Source organism: Leptothrix discophora (assembly GCF_030705305.1).
Classification (GTDB): domain Bacteria; phylum Pseudomonadota; class Gammaproteobacteria; order Burkholderiales; family Burkholderiaceae_C; genus Sphaerotilus; species Sphaerotilus discophorus.
This window is the reverse complement of sequence record NZ_JAUZEE010000003.1, coordinates 155,236-167,127: the sequence shown is the minus strand read 5'-3', so window position 1 is coordinate 167,127 and position 11,892 is coordinate 155,236. Positions and strand designations below refer to the sequence as shown.

At 67.5% G+C, this 11,892-nt stretch carries 21 protein-coding genes; 11 read left to right on the top strand and 10 right to left on the bottom strand.

Going from position 1 to position 11,892, the window contains the following annotated elements:
• The first annotated feature begins 207 nt into the window (after positions 1–207).
• Positions 208–510 carry a type II toxin-antitoxin system RelE/ParE family toxin gene (locus tag Q8X39_RS07000; RefSeq protein ID WP_305748941.1) on the top strand — a complete coding sequence of 101 codons (303 nt, stop codon included), beginning with the start codon at positions 208–210 and terminating at the stop codon, positions 508–510.
• A 4-nt stretch (positions 511–514) separates the two neighbouring features.
• Complete coding sequence (locus Q8X39_RS06995; RefSeq protein ID WP_305748940.1) at positions 515–817, top strand: BrnA antitoxin family protein; 303 nt, start codon at positions 515–517, stop codon at positions 815–817.
• A 133-nt stretch (positions 818–950) separates the two neighbouring features.
• Here the strand turns inward: Q8X39_RS06995 and Q8X39_RS06990 are convergent, their stop codons facing one another.
• Genes Q8X39_RS06990 through Q8X39_RS06955 form a run of 8 tightly spaced genes read right to left on the bottom strand, consistent with a single transcriptional unit; the run spans position 951 to position 5,073 of the window.
• On the bottom strand, positions 951–1,136 hold the full coding sequence (locus tag Q8X39_RS06990; protein ID WP_305748939.1) for a hypothetical protein: 186 nt from the start codon (positions 1,134–1,136) through the stop codon (positions 951–953).
• The gene (locus Q8X39_RS06985; protein ID WP_305748938.1) at positions 1,133–2,875 is read right to left on the bottom strand and encodes a ParB/RepB/Spo0J family partition protein; all 1,743 of its coding nucleotides are present in this window, start codon (positions 2,873–2,875) and stop codon (positions 1,133–1,135) included. The genes Q8X39_RS06990 and Q8X39_RS06985 overlap by 4 nt, the downstream gene beginning before the upstream one ends.
• 20 nt (positions 2,876–2,895) lie before the next feature.
• On the bottom strand, positions 2,896–3,171 hold the full coding sequence (locus tag Q8X39_RS06980; RefSeq protein WP_305748937.1) for a hypothetical protein: 276 nt from the start codon (positions 3,169–3,171) through the stop codon (positions 2,896–2,898).
• Positions 3,172–3,179: 8 nt separating this feature from the next.
• The gene (locus Q8X39_RS06975; RefSeq protein ID WP_305748936.1) at positions 3,180–3,782 is read right to left on the bottom strand and encodes a hypothetical protein; all 603 of its coding nucleotides are present in this window, start codon (positions 3,780–3,782) and stop codon (positions 3,180–3,182) included.
• 1 nt (position 3,783) lies between these two features.
• Positions 3,784–4,071 carry a hypothetical protein gene (locus Q8X39_RS06970; RefSeq protein ID WP_305748935.1) on the bottom strand — a complete coding sequence of 96 codons (288 nt, stop codon included), beginning with the start codon at positions 4,069–4,071 and terminating at the stop codon, positions 3,784–3,786.
• Complete coding sequence (locus Q8X39_RS06965; RefSeq protein WP_305748934.1) at positions 4,068–4,634, bottom strand: hypothetical protein; 567 nt, start codon at positions 4,632–4,634, stop codon at positions 4,068–4,070. Before Q8X39_RS06965 ends, Q8X39_RS06970 begins: the two co-directional genes overlap by 4 nt.
• Entirely contained in the window at positions 4,631–4,798 is a 168-nt protein-coding gene (locus tag Q8X39_RS06960; RefSeq protein WP_305748933.1) for a hypothetical protein, read from the bottom strand. The genes Q8X39_RS06965 and Q8X39_RS06960 overlap by 4 nt, the downstream gene beginning before the upstream one ends.
• Before the next feature lie 20 nt (positions 4,799–4,818).
• Positions 4,819–5,073: a hypothetical protein gene (locus Q8X39_RS06955; RefSeq protein WP_305748932.1), complete on the bottom strand. Its 255-nt coding sequence runs from the start codon at positions 5,071–5,073 to the stop codon at positions 4,819–4,821.
• A gap of 285 nt (positions 5,074–5,358) precedes the next feature.
• Between Q8X39_RS06955 and Q8X39_RS06950 the strand changes: the two genes are divergently transcribed.
• The 4 genes from Q8X39_RS06950 to Q8X39_RS06935 all read left to right on the top strand — a co-directional run bounded on the left by Q8X39_RS06950 (position 5,359) and on the right by Q8X39_RS06935 (position 7,844).
• Entirely contained in the window at positions 5,359–5,703 is a 345-nt protein-coding gene (locus Q8X39_RS06950; protein WP_305748931.1) for a superinfection immunity protein, read from the top strand.
• 222 nt (positions 5,704–5,925) lie between these two features.
• On the top strand, positions 5,926–6,174 hold the full coding sequence (locus Q8X39_RS06945) for a hypothetical protein (protein ID WP_305748930.1): 249 nt from the start codon (positions 5,926–5,928) through the stop codon (positions 6,172–6,174).
• Between the two features lie 108 nt (positions 6,175–6,282).
• A complete protein-coding gene (locus tag Q8X39_RS06940; RefSeq protein WP_305748929.1) occupies positions 6,283–6,999 on the top strand; it encodes a protein kinase family protein in 717 nt (238 codons plus the stop codon).
• A 5-nt stretch (positions 7,000–7,004) separates the two neighbouring features.
• Positions 7,005–7,844 (top strand): DUF3037 domain-containing protein, encoded by an 840-nt coding sequence (locus Q8X39_RS06935; RefSeq protein ID WP_305748928.1) that lies wholly within the window; start codon positions 7,005–7,007, stop codon positions 7,842–7,844.
• 196 nt (positions 7,845–8,040) lie between these two features.
• Here the strand turns inward: Q8X39_RS06935 and Q8X39_RS06930 are convergent, their stop codons facing one another.
• Complete coding sequence (locus tag Q8X39_RS06930; RefSeq protein WP_305748927.1) at positions 8,041–8,445, bottom strand: helix-turn-helix domain-containing protein; 405 nt, start codon at positions 8,443–8,445, stop codon at positions 8,041–8,043.
• 132 nt (positions 8,446–8,577) lie between these two features.
• Here Q8X39_RS06930 and Q8X39_RS06925 point away from each other — a divergent pair, with 132 nt between their 5' ends.
• Positions 8,578–8,850, top strand: coding sequence for a YdaS family helix-turn-helix protein (locus Q8X39_RS06925; RefSeq protein WP_305748926.1), 273 nt, complete (start codon positions 8,578–8,580; stop codon positions 8,848–8,850).
• 57 nt (positions 8,851–8,907) lie between these two features.
• Here the strand turns inward: Q8X39_RS06925 and Q8X39_RS06920 are convergent, their stop codons facing one another.
• The gene (locus Q8X39_RS06920) at positions 8,908–9,165 is read right to left on the bottom strand and encodes a hypothetical protein (protein ID WP_305748925.1); all 258 of its coding nucleotides are present in this window, start codon (positions 9,163–9,165) and stop codon (positions 8,908–8,910) included.
• Between the two features lie 171 nt (positions 9,166–9,336).
• On the opposite strand from Q8X39_RS06920, the gene Q8X39_RS06915 reads away from it, so the two are divergent.
• The 4 genes from Q8X39_RS06915 to Q8X39_RS06900 are packed head-to-tail and all read left to right on the top strand — an operon-like array spanning position 9,337 to position 11,819.
• Positions 9,337–9,732, top strand: a complete 396-nt coding sequence (locus Q8X39_RS06915) for a hypothetical protein (protein WP_305748924.1) — start codon at positions 9,337–9,339, stop codon at positions 9,730–9,732.
• Positions 9,725–10,687, top strand: coding sequence for a hypothetical protein (locus Q8X39_RS06910; RefSeq protein WP_305748923.1), 963 nt, complete (start codon positions 9,725–9,727; stop codon positions 10,685–10,687). Before Q8X39_RS06915 ends, Q8X39_RS06910 begins: the two co-directional genes overlap by 8 nt.
• On the top strand, positions 10,684–10,935 hold the full coding sequence (locus Q8X39_RS06905; protein WP_305748922.1) for a hypothetical protein: 252 nt from the start codon (positions 10,684–10,686) through the stop codon (positions 10,933–10,935). Before Q8X39_RS06910 ends, Q8X39_RS06905 begins: the two co-directional genes overlap by 4 nt.
• Positions 10,932–11,819: a hypothetical protein gene (locus Q8X39_RS06900; RefSeq protein WP_305748921.1), complete on the top strand. Its 888-nt coding sequence runs from the start codon at positions 10,932–10,934 to the stop codon at positions 11,817–11,819. The genes Q8X39_RS06905 and Q8X39_RS06900 overlap by 4 nt, the downstream gene beginning before the upstream one ends.
• Positions 11,820–11,892 lie beyond the last annotated feature (73 nt).

Below are 11,892 nucleotides of genomic sequence, written 5' to 3'. Positions count from 1 at the left end.
GAACCGGCGGGCTTGCGCCCCCACGTCTGGGCCGCCATAGAAACTGGCGCCAGAAAGTGAAGAGCCGCAAACCTTGCGGGGTGCGGCTACAGCCGCGCGATTCGACGGGAGACCAATCCCGATCCCTGCATGGCAGGGACGGGAAGAATCTAGCACAGAGGCGCGAGTATCCTTGCAACACGATTTATTTCGATGTACATTTAAATCATGCGCACCGTGATCGAGACCCCGACGTTCCAGAAGCAGGCCGCCGAGTTGTGGTCTGCCGGCGAGCGTGAGGCGTTCATCGACTTCATCGACTTCATCGCCGAAAGCCCGGATGCTGGCGACGTGATCCCGGGTGCGGAAGGCGCGCGCAAGGTGCGCTGGGCGCGCCCCGGCATGGGCAAGCGCGGTGGGGCGCGGGTCATCTACTTCCACCTGGTGGGCGACGAGGTGGTGCTGCTGGTCATGGTCTACGCCAAGGCCGAGCGGGAGAACGTGTCGCCCAAGAGCATCAAGCGGAGCTGAGAGCATGAAGACGCTGAAGAACATGGATCTGGACAAGGTGGCCGCAGCCATCGAGGCAGACGCCGGACAGGCGCTGCCGGGGCTGCGCGAGGCGCTGGCCGAGGCGCAGGCCGGCGTGGCCGGTCGGGTGCACACGCCCGAGCAGATCGCGGCGCGGCGGCCGGGGCGGCCAGCCGGCAGCAAGGCGGCGGTGACCAAGCAGCCGGTGACGCTGCGCATGGACCCCGAAGCGCTGGCCCGCTGGCGCGCCAGCGGCAAGGGCTGGCAGACGCGCGCCGCGCAGGCACTGGAGAAGCAGGCGCCGTGAATCACAAGCGCGGGCGCCCCAAGCACCGCCTCGAAGGCTGGCACCGCGGATTGGGCAAGTTCCGGCATCACCACGCTGATCCACTCTCTGAACGACGGGATCGGGTACTTGTCGACGCGGCGGGTGTCGGCGCTCATCGCACGCTCCCCGTGATGTCGATGCAGCGGTGACGCGCTGCCGGCGTGTTGAGGTTCGCGGCGGCGCGGTGACAGGCTCCTCCCGTGAGGAATGAGCCAGCCGGCACCCATTCGTACTCGGTACGGATGCCGCCGACCGCCACGATCGTCCACAGGTAGAGGTAGACCGTGGCGGCGTTCATGCTGCGCTCCCAGTGGCCGCGCCGAACATGTCGATGGTCCGGTCGTCGACCAGCCGCACCTCGCACTCATCCAGCGTCATGCCCTCGTCCAGCGCCTGCACCAGCCAGCGGGGTTTCAGGCCACGGCCCGACCAGGTCTCGCCGGTGGTGGGGTGACGGTACTTGACCGGGTGGGCTTTCGTGGCCTGGGCCTGCTGGTCCTGCTCGACCTGCGCGGCGATGGCCAGCGGGTCGACGCCGTAGCGCTCGGCCAGTGCCTGGGCCTGGGCCAGGCGGAGATCGCACGGGGTGTGGGAGACCGGCAGGTCCTCCACGGCGATGATCACCAGCGCGGCCGCAAGGTCATCCGCGCTCATCTCGTCGATCAGCTGCACGTAGGTGTTGGTCGTGTCGGCATCGTCGTCCAGATCGGCGATGCGATCGGACAGGCCCAGCTCATCGGCGGCCTTCCCCAGGTTGCCCACCAGTTCGACCTCGCGGCGCAGCATCAGCCGCAGGTCATCGGGCGTGCGGGGCGTCGAGCGGACCTTGGCGATGATGGCGCCCTGCACGCGAGCCCAGTGCGCGATGAGTGCGGCTTGGATCGGCGTGCGCGACAGGTCGGTGTCCTCCTCGTCGTCGTCGGCATCGACTGTGGCGTCGGCGCCGGCCGCGTCGGTGTCGTCGTCATCGTCGGGCTTGGCGGTGCCGTAGATCTCGGGCCAGCGCGCGGCCTTCAGGCGCTCCAGGTCGTTGTCGCGGATGCACTCATCGGGATCGGTACCGTCTTCCGACAGCAGGAGGTAGATGGTCAGCGTCTCGCCGCGACTGCGGGCCTCGTCGACCAGGTCTTGGACGTGGACCGACCGGCCGCTGTCGTACCGGACGAAATCGCAGAGGTCGGTGTGGTCGTCCAGGGTGTCGATCACCCGACCCTCGCTGCGTGCCTGCTCGATGCGCTCGGCCATGGCCGCACGGGTGCGGGCTTCGTGGCAGGCGATGTCGGTGCAGACGTCTGCACCCAGCTCGGCGAGGGCTGGCTCGACGGTGCTGTTCCGTGGGCAGTTGGTGCAGGGGCCGTCGCAGTTCACGTAGTGCTCGGCCGGGTCGAAATCGGCTTCCGACAGGGCGCGCGTGAACCCGGACTTCAATGCCTCCTTCGCCTGGCGATGCGGCATCGCCACCGGTTGGCCAGGGCCGGGCCAAGTCTGCGGCATGACCACCCGCGACACCGCGCGCATCTGCAGCGCGGCCGGCACCCGCGAGATCAGCGTCGCGATCTCCGCGCCGATGCCGTGGACCTGGCACGCATCGCGCGCCTCCGGCGTCAGCGTGGCCAGCTTGAGCCGGTTGTAGATGGCCGTCCGGCTCTTGCCCGTTCGCCGCATCAGCGCCTCGATCGTCAGCCCGTGATCGGCCATGAGGCGGGCCAGCGCATCGGCTTCCTCGATGGGGTGGACGTCGGCGCGGGCCGCGTTCTCCGACAGCTGCGCGATGGCGACCTCGTCGTCGCTCATCTCGCGCACCAGGCAGTCGATCTCGTCCAGGCCGGCCAGCCGGGCGGCGCGGACGCGGCAGTGGCCGAAGACGATCTCGTGGCCGGTGCTGTGTCGCACCTCGCGCACGACGATGGGCTGCAGCAGCCCGTTGGCCTGGATGTTGTCGGCCAGCTCCTGCAGGTCCGGGTAGCTTCGGCGTGGGTTGCTCGGGCTGTCGATCAGCAGGCTCAGCGGCAGCCGCTGGAGGGTCTCGGTGGTCATGGGCTAAGGGGTCCTCGTGGTCAGAACGGGATGGACGAGTCGGGCGCGGTCCTGCGGGTGGCGGCGCGCTCGGGCAGGGTGGCGAGCTGGTCGGCGCTGAGCTGGGCCTCGGCCTCTTCCTGCGTCGCCCCGGCACGCAGCGCGAGGTAGTAGTCGCAGCGCGGGCCGTGGTGGCAGGCGCCGCCGGTGATGCGGTGCGGGAACCAGTAGCCGCCACAGTCGCACCGCTCGCGTGTGGCGCGCCAGGTGGAGACGTGGCGGGTGATCGGCCGGCACTTGATCTTGCGGTGGCTCATGCGGTGAGCTAGGCGATGCGCCAGACGCCGCAGCGGCCGGCCGGGTCGTCGTGCAGTCGGCGCACGACGAGGGTGCGATCCGCGTTGCGGCGGCGGTAGGCCGTCACCGCCTTGGCGAGTGCGCCCTTGTGCATGCCGTCGACCAGAAAGTGCTGTCCAACGTCGAGCTGAGCCAGCGTTTCGTCGTAGCGGCTGCCGGTCAGCCTGCCGCCGCGCCGCGCTGGCGGGCACGGTGTGCCGGAGCCGATCACGACGGTGCTCAGGTCAAGGTGCGGGAGCTTGCGTCGGGGGCCCTTCGCCTTCTGCGGCGTCACGCGCGGGGGCGGGGCCTGCCTTGCAGCAGGATGCGACTCCAGCATCGTCGACAGTGCAGGCCCAGCCTCATAGAGGCGCACGCCCAGCGGTCCGACCGTGTAGGTCAGCAGGCCGGCCTGCACGGCGTTGGCCAGCGAGCCGCTGATCGACGACTTGCTGGCCTTGAACTTCTCGGCCACGTCCTCGATGGTCAGCGCCTCTTCGGGATTGGCCAGGAAGAAAGCGCAGGTCGCGTAGGCCACGCCGCCCGGGTGGGGCATGTAGGGCGGCGGGGCGGTGGCGGTGGTCGTGCTCACGTCAGCCTGCCGCTTGAGCCACGCGCACCAGGTGCGGCTGCTGGGGGTGCTGCGTCACCACCCGCGTGTCGATCGCATACCGCAGCGCGATCTCGGCCATGTCGATGCAGGCGTCGGCGTGCTCGCGCGGGTCGAGCATCGGGCGCACGTCGATCCAGCGCATGCCGTCGACGTTGACCGTGTGACCGCCGCTCTCGATGTCGGCGATGACGGCGGCGGCGGCGATCTGCTGCGCCACCTCCAGGTGCTGCGCCGGGGTCAGCGGCGCGATGTGCAGGGGCAGGCTCATGACGGAGTCCTCGGTGTGTGGGTGATGGCAGGGGAGGGGAGGGCAATGGGCGCGGCGTCGGCGGCAGGCTCACGGTCTGAGCCACCCAGCGCACGCGGCGGCGGCAGGTCAAGCGGCACGATGTCGGTGACGCCGAGGACCGACACGTGCGCTCGCCCGCGCGGATCGGGGCCGCGGTCGAGCGCGTTGCCGTAGACGCGCACGCGGGTGCCGGCCGTCAGCAGCTCGGCCTTGGCCTTGCTGGCGTGCAGGTGCGCGTAGCTGTCGCCGGAGACGTGGCGCACGTGGATCGGCGGCAGGTCGCCGGGCTGCTCGATCGTGAGCAGGGTGACGGCGCGCGGCGTTGCGCCGTGCGGCTCGATCGACCAGCGCGCATCCCGCGTCAGCGTGCCGGTCAGCACGACGCTGATGCGGGCCGGCTCGGTCCACGGCGGCAGGTGCGCGGGGCGCAGCGAGGGCGGGCGCGCGGGCTGTTTGGGCGTCTGTGTGGCCGTGTGTGCAGGCGTCTGCACGGCGGCGGCGGACGGGGTCATCTGCAGCGCACTCATCGGCAGCGCGTTCATGGCGCAGCGTCCTGCGAGCGGCTGTCGACGAAGGGCAGGCGCACGCGGCGCGCCGGCCAGGCCATGTCGCGGTCACGCTGGATCGAGCCCCAGGCCAGCCGCCAGGCGGTGAGCACAGTGCGACCGCCTCGGCGGTGGAGGGCGTAGAGGCGCAGGAGGGTCATGGGTGGCTCCTCGTGGTGGGTCAGGCAGGGGCCAGCGCGACGAGGGCACCCTCGGGCGTCAGGCAGATCGAGGTGTCGGTGTCCGCGCTCATGGCGTGGAGCGCGTCCTGGAACATCTGGGCGCGGTCGTCGGCCCAGCTGGCCTCACGCTGCAGGTGTTCGGTCTCCTGCTGCAGCCGCTCGATCTCGGCCTGCTGCTCGGCGACGACGCGGCGCAGGTGCTCCAGCTCGGCGGCGTGGAGGCGGTGGACGAGGCGGCGGAAGGCGCGGTCCATGGGGTGACTCCGCTGCGCCACGGTCTCGGTGAGACGCGGGTGGTGCAGGCGATGAATTACACGATGTGTTTATGTTGTTGTCAACACGGCGTGTAATTTATGTGGAGACCGCGGCCGCGCGGCGGTCCCTGGCGCTACGGATTCCGGTCATTGCGGGCCGTTCGTGGCGCGGCAATCCTTCGCGCCTCAACAGGAGAGGGAGGGCGCAATGACGCACGAGGAAATGGGCGATGGAAGCGCGCAGCTGCAGCTGCGATCTGTGCAGACGTCTGGACGGGTGGCGTGATGGACGGGGTGCTCATCAGTGTCCTGGTGCTGGCCGCCATCGTCGCGGCGGTGGCTGCGTACTTGCTCCCGGCGCTCATCGCGTCATGGCGCGACCATCCTCAGGAGCGCCGGATCATGTGGATCAACCTGCTGGCGCGCTGGACCGGCTTCGGCTGGCTGGCAGCCGTGCTCTGGGCGGTGGCCTACTTCCCGCCACCCGTCCCACGGGTGCGGGGTGACCACACCGACGAGGAGATCCTCCAGCGCTCGCTGCGGGCGTGCCCGATGTGTCTGGAGGAGATCAAGGTCGAGGCGCGGCGGTGCAGGCACTGCGGGGCGGATGTCGGGCAGGTGTCCGCATGAGGGCAGATGGTGTCCGCACGTTGATCAGGTGCAGACGTCTGCACTTGCCCGGCGGTAATAAGTCCCGCCGATCGTGCTGCGCAGCGGATTGAAATGATCAAACCTGCCGAATACGATTCGGTTTTTGTTCAATGCTCGTCAGGGAGGCGACATGAATAGACCACCGAAGGGTGCATACCTGCGTTCTCGTTTGTTGGGGTGTGGCTCCTGACGGTTCCGGTGTTGGCATTGGTCGGATGCGCCGGAACGCCGATCGACTTCGATGCGGCTCGTCAAGTGAAAGAGGGCATGACGACGGCCGAGTTGCAGTCGTACATGGGGCGCCCGTACAGCGTTGTCAGCAGACAGGACAAAGAGGTATGGATCTGGTCGCGCGCCAACGGATTCACCGGTTCGCACAGCTCGATCTCGTTCATCGTCAAGGACGGCGTGGTCGTCGGAGTTCCGAAGATTCCGGACTCCTTCAAGTGACCTGTCGTGTGACTTGGCAGTCGAGGGCCTGACCGAGCGTCGCCCGACTCTCCTTGCGCTCCGGACGGGCTGATTGAAGTCTCCTGCCCGGGCGCCGCATGGAATTCCATGAGCCAGTACTCCTTCCTGCCTGAGCCAATCCAGCTCGTCGTTCCCAACTCGGTGAAGTCCGCAGACAGCCCTGGCATAGGTGTGGCTTACAGCGGGCAGCGCTATGTGCTCAAGGTGGGGTCTCCCATCCACCCGCTGCTGCCCGCCAGTGAGTGGTTGTGTTGCGGGCTGGCCAAGGCCTTGAGCCTCGCGGTCCCTCACGTTGAGGTCTGCATGATGCCGACGGGTGAGCTGGCTTTCGGCTCTCGGATGGAGGGCGGGATCGTCGCTTATGACTTCCTGCCTTTGGCTCGCCCAACGACGAGCAACCCATCAGTCGTCAGCGGAACCTACGTCCTCGACATGTTCACGGCGAACAACGACAGGCATGCGGGCAACTGGCTGGTCACGGACACCGGCGGCTCCCATGTGCTTCGGCCGATCGATTTTTCTCGCGCCATGTTCTTCCGCTACCCCCTCCCGACACCCCCGTTCGGGCAGTCTGACAACAGCGGTCAGTTCTACACGGTGGCCAAGCTCACGGGTACAGTCCAGCGTGCGGAGGCTCAGGCGACACATGCTCTTCTGAGCCAACTGCCCAAGAGCGTCTGGCGAGGCATCGTGTCGTCGGTCCCCGGGCATTGGATGCCGTCAGGCTTGGACACGGAATTGATCAACTGGTGGTGGTCTCCGCAGTGGAGGACACGCCTGAAGTGGATGGAAAGCCAGCTATGAGAACGATGCCTTTGCAGTTCTCCGTGGTTCGTTTCCAGCCGGACATGCAGAGACACGAGGTTGCCAACGTCGGCATCTTGCTGTTCGGTCCGGACGGACCGCAGATTCGCATTGCAGCCAACTTGACGAAGTTGTTGGCCTTGGACCCGAATCTTTCACTTCAAGAGGTTCACAACTCTGCTGCTGACCTGGTGCGCTTCCTGGGTCATTTGTGGCGTGGGGGGGCCGAACCGGCGCAGATGTGTGCAGCGGCAGGTTCCGGCTTGGCTGGACTGCTGCTGACGCCACCTGGTGTCATCTCGGCCGATGCGCATGATCTGGAGTCCGTCTTGGACGACCTTGAGCATCGATTGGTGTCCGCCCCTGCGAAAAGGCGCGCCATCAAGGAGTCCACCAATCGACTGAATACAGAATTGAAGACGCTGTTCCGGCAGGATGGAATCCTGGGGCGTGCGCCGGATGACATCAGCAACCACCTGGTGGTGCCGAACTTCCCGATCGATCCGGATACTGGCCTGTTCGCGGAGTTTGCGCTAAGAAACGGACGGCTTCACGTCACCGAGACGGTTGACTTCCGGGTCGGATCCAACAGCGAAAAGAAGCGTGAGGCCCAAGCCAAGACACTCCTGCTCGTGCAGGCGCTTGAAAAAGTTGGGCGGCAGGACTTGCAGCGGTATGTCGTGGTTTCCGGCGTGACGGACGCATGGGCACAGCCCAGCGTCACATTGCTGTCGCGTCATTCGGATCTTTTGGTCGTCCGAGAGAGTGCCGACGACTGGTCGAGTTACCTCGATCGCATCAAGAAGGCTGCAGCCCGCCCGCAAGCTCCATCAGTGTTTGCTTAGGACTTTTGAGCTGCATCGATATACGCCCGCTTTTGCGGGCGTTTTCATGTTCGGCATCAGCTTTTGAAACTCCGCGAAGGCGGTGGTTTCATCCAATGCACCGTCGCCAACCGCTTCGGTCCCCCCAGCGATCCACCCTTTTGGGTCAGTGACCGCGAGAAGTCGACGGTCAAGACTCGCCCCACGGGGTACGTGATCACGCGACCCGGCGGTTTCCGGCGCTGGATGCGGCGTCGGATGCTGGTGCGGGTGCGGCCTCCAGCAGCTCGGTGAGCGCCTGGCGCGCCCGCTGGCTGTCGGGTGCGCGGGCCAGCGTGAGCAGCCTTCCCTCCGCCTCGGCGCGCGACGCCTCGGGGAGTGAGTCGAGCAGATCGGCGAGGGTGGTGACGATGTCGGTCGGAGTGATCGGGCGTGGCAGCACATTGGCGCGACGGGCTTCGGTCTCTGTGTTCGAGGTCGCATTGCCCAGCAGCTCATCGACGCTTCGGCCGAGCGCGTGAGCGACGGCGACGTGCCAGTCGGCCGGCATGCCGCGCTTCTTCCAGTTCGTGACGTGTTGCGGGCTGACGCCGATCGCATCTGCGAACTTCGTTTGGTTCATCCCTTTGTCGGAAGCCCAACGCAAGGCGCGATCAATCGGGGACATATTCATGCGAGGACTTTAAACATTGCGTGAACCCTTGGGTTACACGATGCGTTGACTTATGTTGTAAACGCAGTGTGTAATAACGGGATGACCAACGCACTTCATCGGGCTATCGCCGCATGCGATGGCGCAGGCGCTCTTGCCTCCGCCATTGGGGTGTCCGTCCAGCGGCTGAGCAACTGGCGGACGCGCGGCATTCCGACCGACGTCTGTCCACTGATCGAGCGTGCTACCCGCGAGCGCGGGAAGCCCGTCCTCTGTGAGGAACTGCGGCCTGATGTGCTGTGGTCGGTGCTGCGGCAGGCGGGGCCGATGTCGGTGCCGACTGCCGCCGACCAGGTCGAGCGGAGGGCGGCATGAACTGGCCGACCGAGCCGCTGCGCCTGGTCGGGCAAGCCGGGCCGGCGCTGGAGCCGGTCAGGGCTTCAGGATCCGCTGCATCACCGAGTTGCCGAACCGCTCCAGATTCGCTGCCGTGCGCGCGGCGATCTCGTCCTGGAGTTCCCGCGCGGTGGGCTCTGCGACGGTGCTGGCCGTGCGCGTTCGCTCGATGGCCAAGGTCATGAAGGCCCGGAACTCCGCGGGCTTGCCGGCGAAGGCATTCCCGTACAGCTGTTCGAGCAGGAATCGCTGCGCAGTCAGCACGGCGCTGATGTCCAGGGGATCAAGTTCCATGGGTGCCCTCCCGAGCGGGTTGGTAGGTGTCGGAGCCGCCAGTTTGCACGGGCTGGGTGCCCGCCCTTTGCGGGTGCCTCCAGCGTGTTCATGGGCGCATCGTCGCCCCATGACGCGGCGAGCGCATCCACACCGTTCCACATCATTTGGAAGCGTTTGGAAAGCCTCCCCATGCCCATGCCTGAATCCCTGAACGACGCGCTGGTCGAGGCCGTGAAGGCCGTTGGCGGCAGCAAGGCCGCGGGCCTCGCGCTGTGGCCGGCCAAGGGCATGGAGGCCGCGCAGCGCCACCTGCTGGCCTGCCTCAATCCGGACCGGCCGGAGAAGCTGAGCCCTGACGAGGCCCTCCACATCGAGCGCCTGGCACGCCAGCGCGGCTGCCACGTGGTCGCCCAGTACCGCGCCGCCGAGCTGGGCTATGCGCCGCCGGTGCCGATCGATCCGGAGGACGAGCGCGCGCAGCTGCAGCGCGAGTACGTCGAGGCCGCGCGCGAGATGTCGCGCATGGCGCAGCGGATCGAGGCGCTGGCCCACGGCTCGCATCAACGGGGGCGCTCCGATGCGTGAGTACGGCAAGGTCTACGCCACGTTCTGGTCGAGCGACACAACCAGTACGCTGACCGACGACGGCAAGCTGCTGGCCCTCTACCTCATGACCTGCTCGCACAGCACGATCGCGGGGGTCTTCCGATTGCCTGACGGGTACGTTTCGGAAGACCTCGGATGGTCTTCCGAAAGAGTTGCGCAAGGGTTCGCCGAACTGTTCGCCAAGGGTTTCGCGAACCGTTGCGGAACCACGAAATGGGTCTGGATTTGCCGTCATCTGGAGTGGAACAAGCCCGAGAACCCGAACCAGCGCAAGTCGGCCGCAAAGATCGCCGCGTCCGTACCCGACGGATGTGCCTGGAAGCCCGTGTTCATCGAGGTTTGCGGGCCGTTGCTGGGTGTGGATAACTTCCCTTCCGTGAACCCTTCCGGAACCGTTCCGAAACCCTTGCTTAACCAGGAACAGGAACAGAAGCAGGAACAGAAGCAGGAGAGAGAGCAGGCAAGCGAGCGCGCGGCGCCACCGTCGACCGCGCCACCGTCGACCGCCCCGCCACCGGCCGTGGCAGCCGAACCCGCAGGGCCAGCAGGTCCCGCCACGCCTGCCGGCCTGGCCTGCCGGGCGATGCGGGCTGCCGGGCTGACGCGGGTCAATCCGTCCGATCCACGGCTGGTCGCGCTGCTGGAGCAGGGCGTGACGGTCGAGGAGCTGGCCGCTGTCGCGGCCGAGGCGGTCGAGCGAAAGCGCGAGTGGGCCTGGGTGCTCGCCACCGTCACCGGCCGACGACGAGACGCGGCCGAGGTCCAGCTTGCCCCGGTCGTGCCGCCCGCCGTCGAGCAGGCGGCGCGGCAGCAGGTCGTGCAGACGTCTGCATACCTCGACGAGCAGCGTGAGCACGCCGCAGCGGCGCGCTCACCGGAGTCGCAGGCTGCGGCCCGGCGGGCGGTGCAGCGCATGAAGGGAGGGCGGTCATGACGGTGCTGGTGACGCTGCCGGATGGCCGGGTGTTCGACGCTCGATCGGCCCTGCCGAGGATCTTCTCGGCGGTCCGACAGGCTCAGGTGGTGAGCCTGCGGAAGATGCGGTCGGCGGATGAGCGCAGGGCCTTCATCGAGCACGTCGAGCGGTCCGAAGGTCTTGAATGTGGGCGGGCTCTGCGGGCGGCGTATGTGGCCGATCGGGAGGCTCGGCGCGACCAGTCGCAGCAGGGAGGGCAAGGATGAAGATCACGATCGACGTGAAGGGACTGGACGAGGTTCGCGCCGCGCTGAAGGACCTGAGCCAGCGGCGCATCCACAACGCGGTGGCCACGGGCCTGACCCGCACGGCGTTGCAAGCCCGAGATGCGGTGCGCGATGAGCTGCGCAGCCGGCTTGATCGGCCGACGCCCTATGCGCTCAACGGCCTGTACGTCATCACCGCCACGGGTGATGCGGCCAAGGCTGGCATGGGCTCGCAGCCTGTGCCTGGCAGCAGCTACGCCACGCGCATCGTGCGGTCGCGGCACCTGGAAGCCGAGGTGGGCATCAAGGATGACTTGGCAACGACCGGGGGCGGCACGCCTGCCGAGCGCTTCTTGCGGCCGAACATCGACGGTGGTGCGCGTCGCATCAAGCGTGTCGAGCGGGCGCTGCAACTGTCTGGCCTGATGCCTGCCGGCTGGCAGACCACGGCAGGCACGGATGCGCGACTCGATGCCTACGGCAACGTGTCGCGGGGGCAGATCGTGCAGGTCCTGTCGCAGCTCCGGGTGACGCTGACGGCGGGGTACACCCGCAACATGGCGCTGCCGGACCGCACTGCCAAGGGCAGGATCATCGATGGCAGGTACTCGGGCCAGGTGCGTGCGGCAGTCAAGCGTGCGGGCGGGCGCTACTTCGTCGTCCCACCTGGTCAGCGCATGCCGCCGGGCGTGTACATGCGGGAGCACCACGCGTCGGGCCGCCCGCTGCAGGTGCTGCGCTTCGTGAAGTCGACGAGCTACAGGCCGATCGTGGATTTCAATGGCGTCGTCCTGCGCGTGGCCGACCAGCATCTGCGCGCCAACGTGCAGACCGCGCTGGCCGATCAGCTGGCGAACCTGCGGACGCGAGGGAGGGGCGTCTGATGGCGTGGAAGTCACATCGATCGAGCGGTCGCGCCGTCGTCGTCGCCTGCGCCCCGGCGGTCGGCCGCGGGTC

Coding starts and splice junctions, on each gene's coding strand:
- Q8X39_RS06955 (WP_305748932.1), bottom strand. CDS start 5,073: ATGGACCGCGCCTTCCGCCGCCTCGTCCACCGCCTCCACGCCGCCGAG.
- Q8X39_RS06985 (WP_305748938.1), bottom strand. CDS start 2,875: ATGACCACCGAGACCCTCCAGCGGCTGCCGCTGAGCCTGCTGATCGAC.
- Q8X39_RS06935 (WP_305748928.1), top strand. CDS start 7,005: ATGCCTTTGCAGTTCTCCGTGGTTCGTTTCCAGCCGGACATGCAGAGA.
- Q8X39_RS06915 (WP_305748924.1), top strand. CDS start 9,337: ATGCCCATGCCTGAATCCCTGAACGACGCGCTGGTCGAGGCCGTGAAG.
- Q8X39_RS06960 (WP_305748933.1), bottom strand. CDS start 4,798: ATGACCCTCCTGCGCCTCTACGCCCTCCACCGCCGAGGCGGTCGCACT.
- Q8X39_RS06920 (WP_305748925.1), bottom strand. CDS start 9,165: ATGGAACTTGATCCCCTGGACATCAGCGCCGTGCTGACTGCGCAGCGA.
- Q8X39_RS06990 (WP_305748939.1), bottom strand. CDS start 1,136: ATGAACGCCGCCACGGTCTACCTCTACCTGTGGACGATCGTGGCGGTC.
- Q8X39_RS06995 (WP_305748940.1), top strand. CDS start 515: ATGAAGACGCTGAAGAACATGGATCTGGACAAGGTGGCCGCAGCCATC.
- Q8X39_RS07000 (WP_305748941.1), top strand. CDS start 208: ATGCGCACCGTGATCGAGACCCCGACGTTCCAGAAGCAGGCCGCCGAG.
- Q8X39_RS06940 (WP_305748929.1), top strand. CDS start 6,283: ATGAGCCAGTACTCCTTCCTGCCTGAGCCAATCCAGCTCGTCGTTCCC.
- Q8X39_RS06950 (WP_305748931.1), top strand. CDS start 5,359: ATGGACGGGGTGCTCATCAGTGTCCTGGTGCTGGCCGCCATCGTCGCG.
- Q8X39_RS06910 (WP_305748923.1), top strand. CDS start 9,725: ATGCGTGAGTACGGCAAGGTCTACGCCACGTTCTGGTCGAGCGACACA.
- Q8X39_RS06930 (WP_305748927.1), bottom strand. CDS start 8,445: ATGAACCAAACGAAGTTCGCAGATGCGATCGGCGTCAGCCCGCAACAC.
- Q8X39_RS06925 (WP_305748926.1), top strand. CDS start 8,578: ATGACCAACGCACTTCATCGGGCTATCGCCGCATGCGATGGCGCAGGC.
- Q8X39_RS06980 (WP_305748937.1), bottom strand. CDS start 3,171: ATGAGCCACCGCAAGATCAAGTGCCGGCCGATCACCCGCCACGTCTCC.
- Q8X39_RS06970 (WP_305748935.1), bottom strand. CDS start 4,071: ATGAGCCTGCCCCTGCACATCGCGCCGCTGACCCCGGCGCAGCACCTG.
- Q8X39_RS06900 (WP_305748921.1), top strand. CDS start 10,932: ATGAAGATCACGATCGACGTGAAGGGACTGGACGAGGTTCGCGCCGCG.
- Q8X39_RS06965 (WP_305748934.1), bottom strand. CDS start 4,634: ATGAACGCGCTGCCGATGAGTGCGCTGCAGATGACCCCGTCCGCCGCC.
- Q8X39_RS06905 (WP_305748922.1), top strand. CDS start 10,684: ATGACGGTGCTGGTGACGCTGCCGGATGGCCGGGTGTTCGACGCTCGA.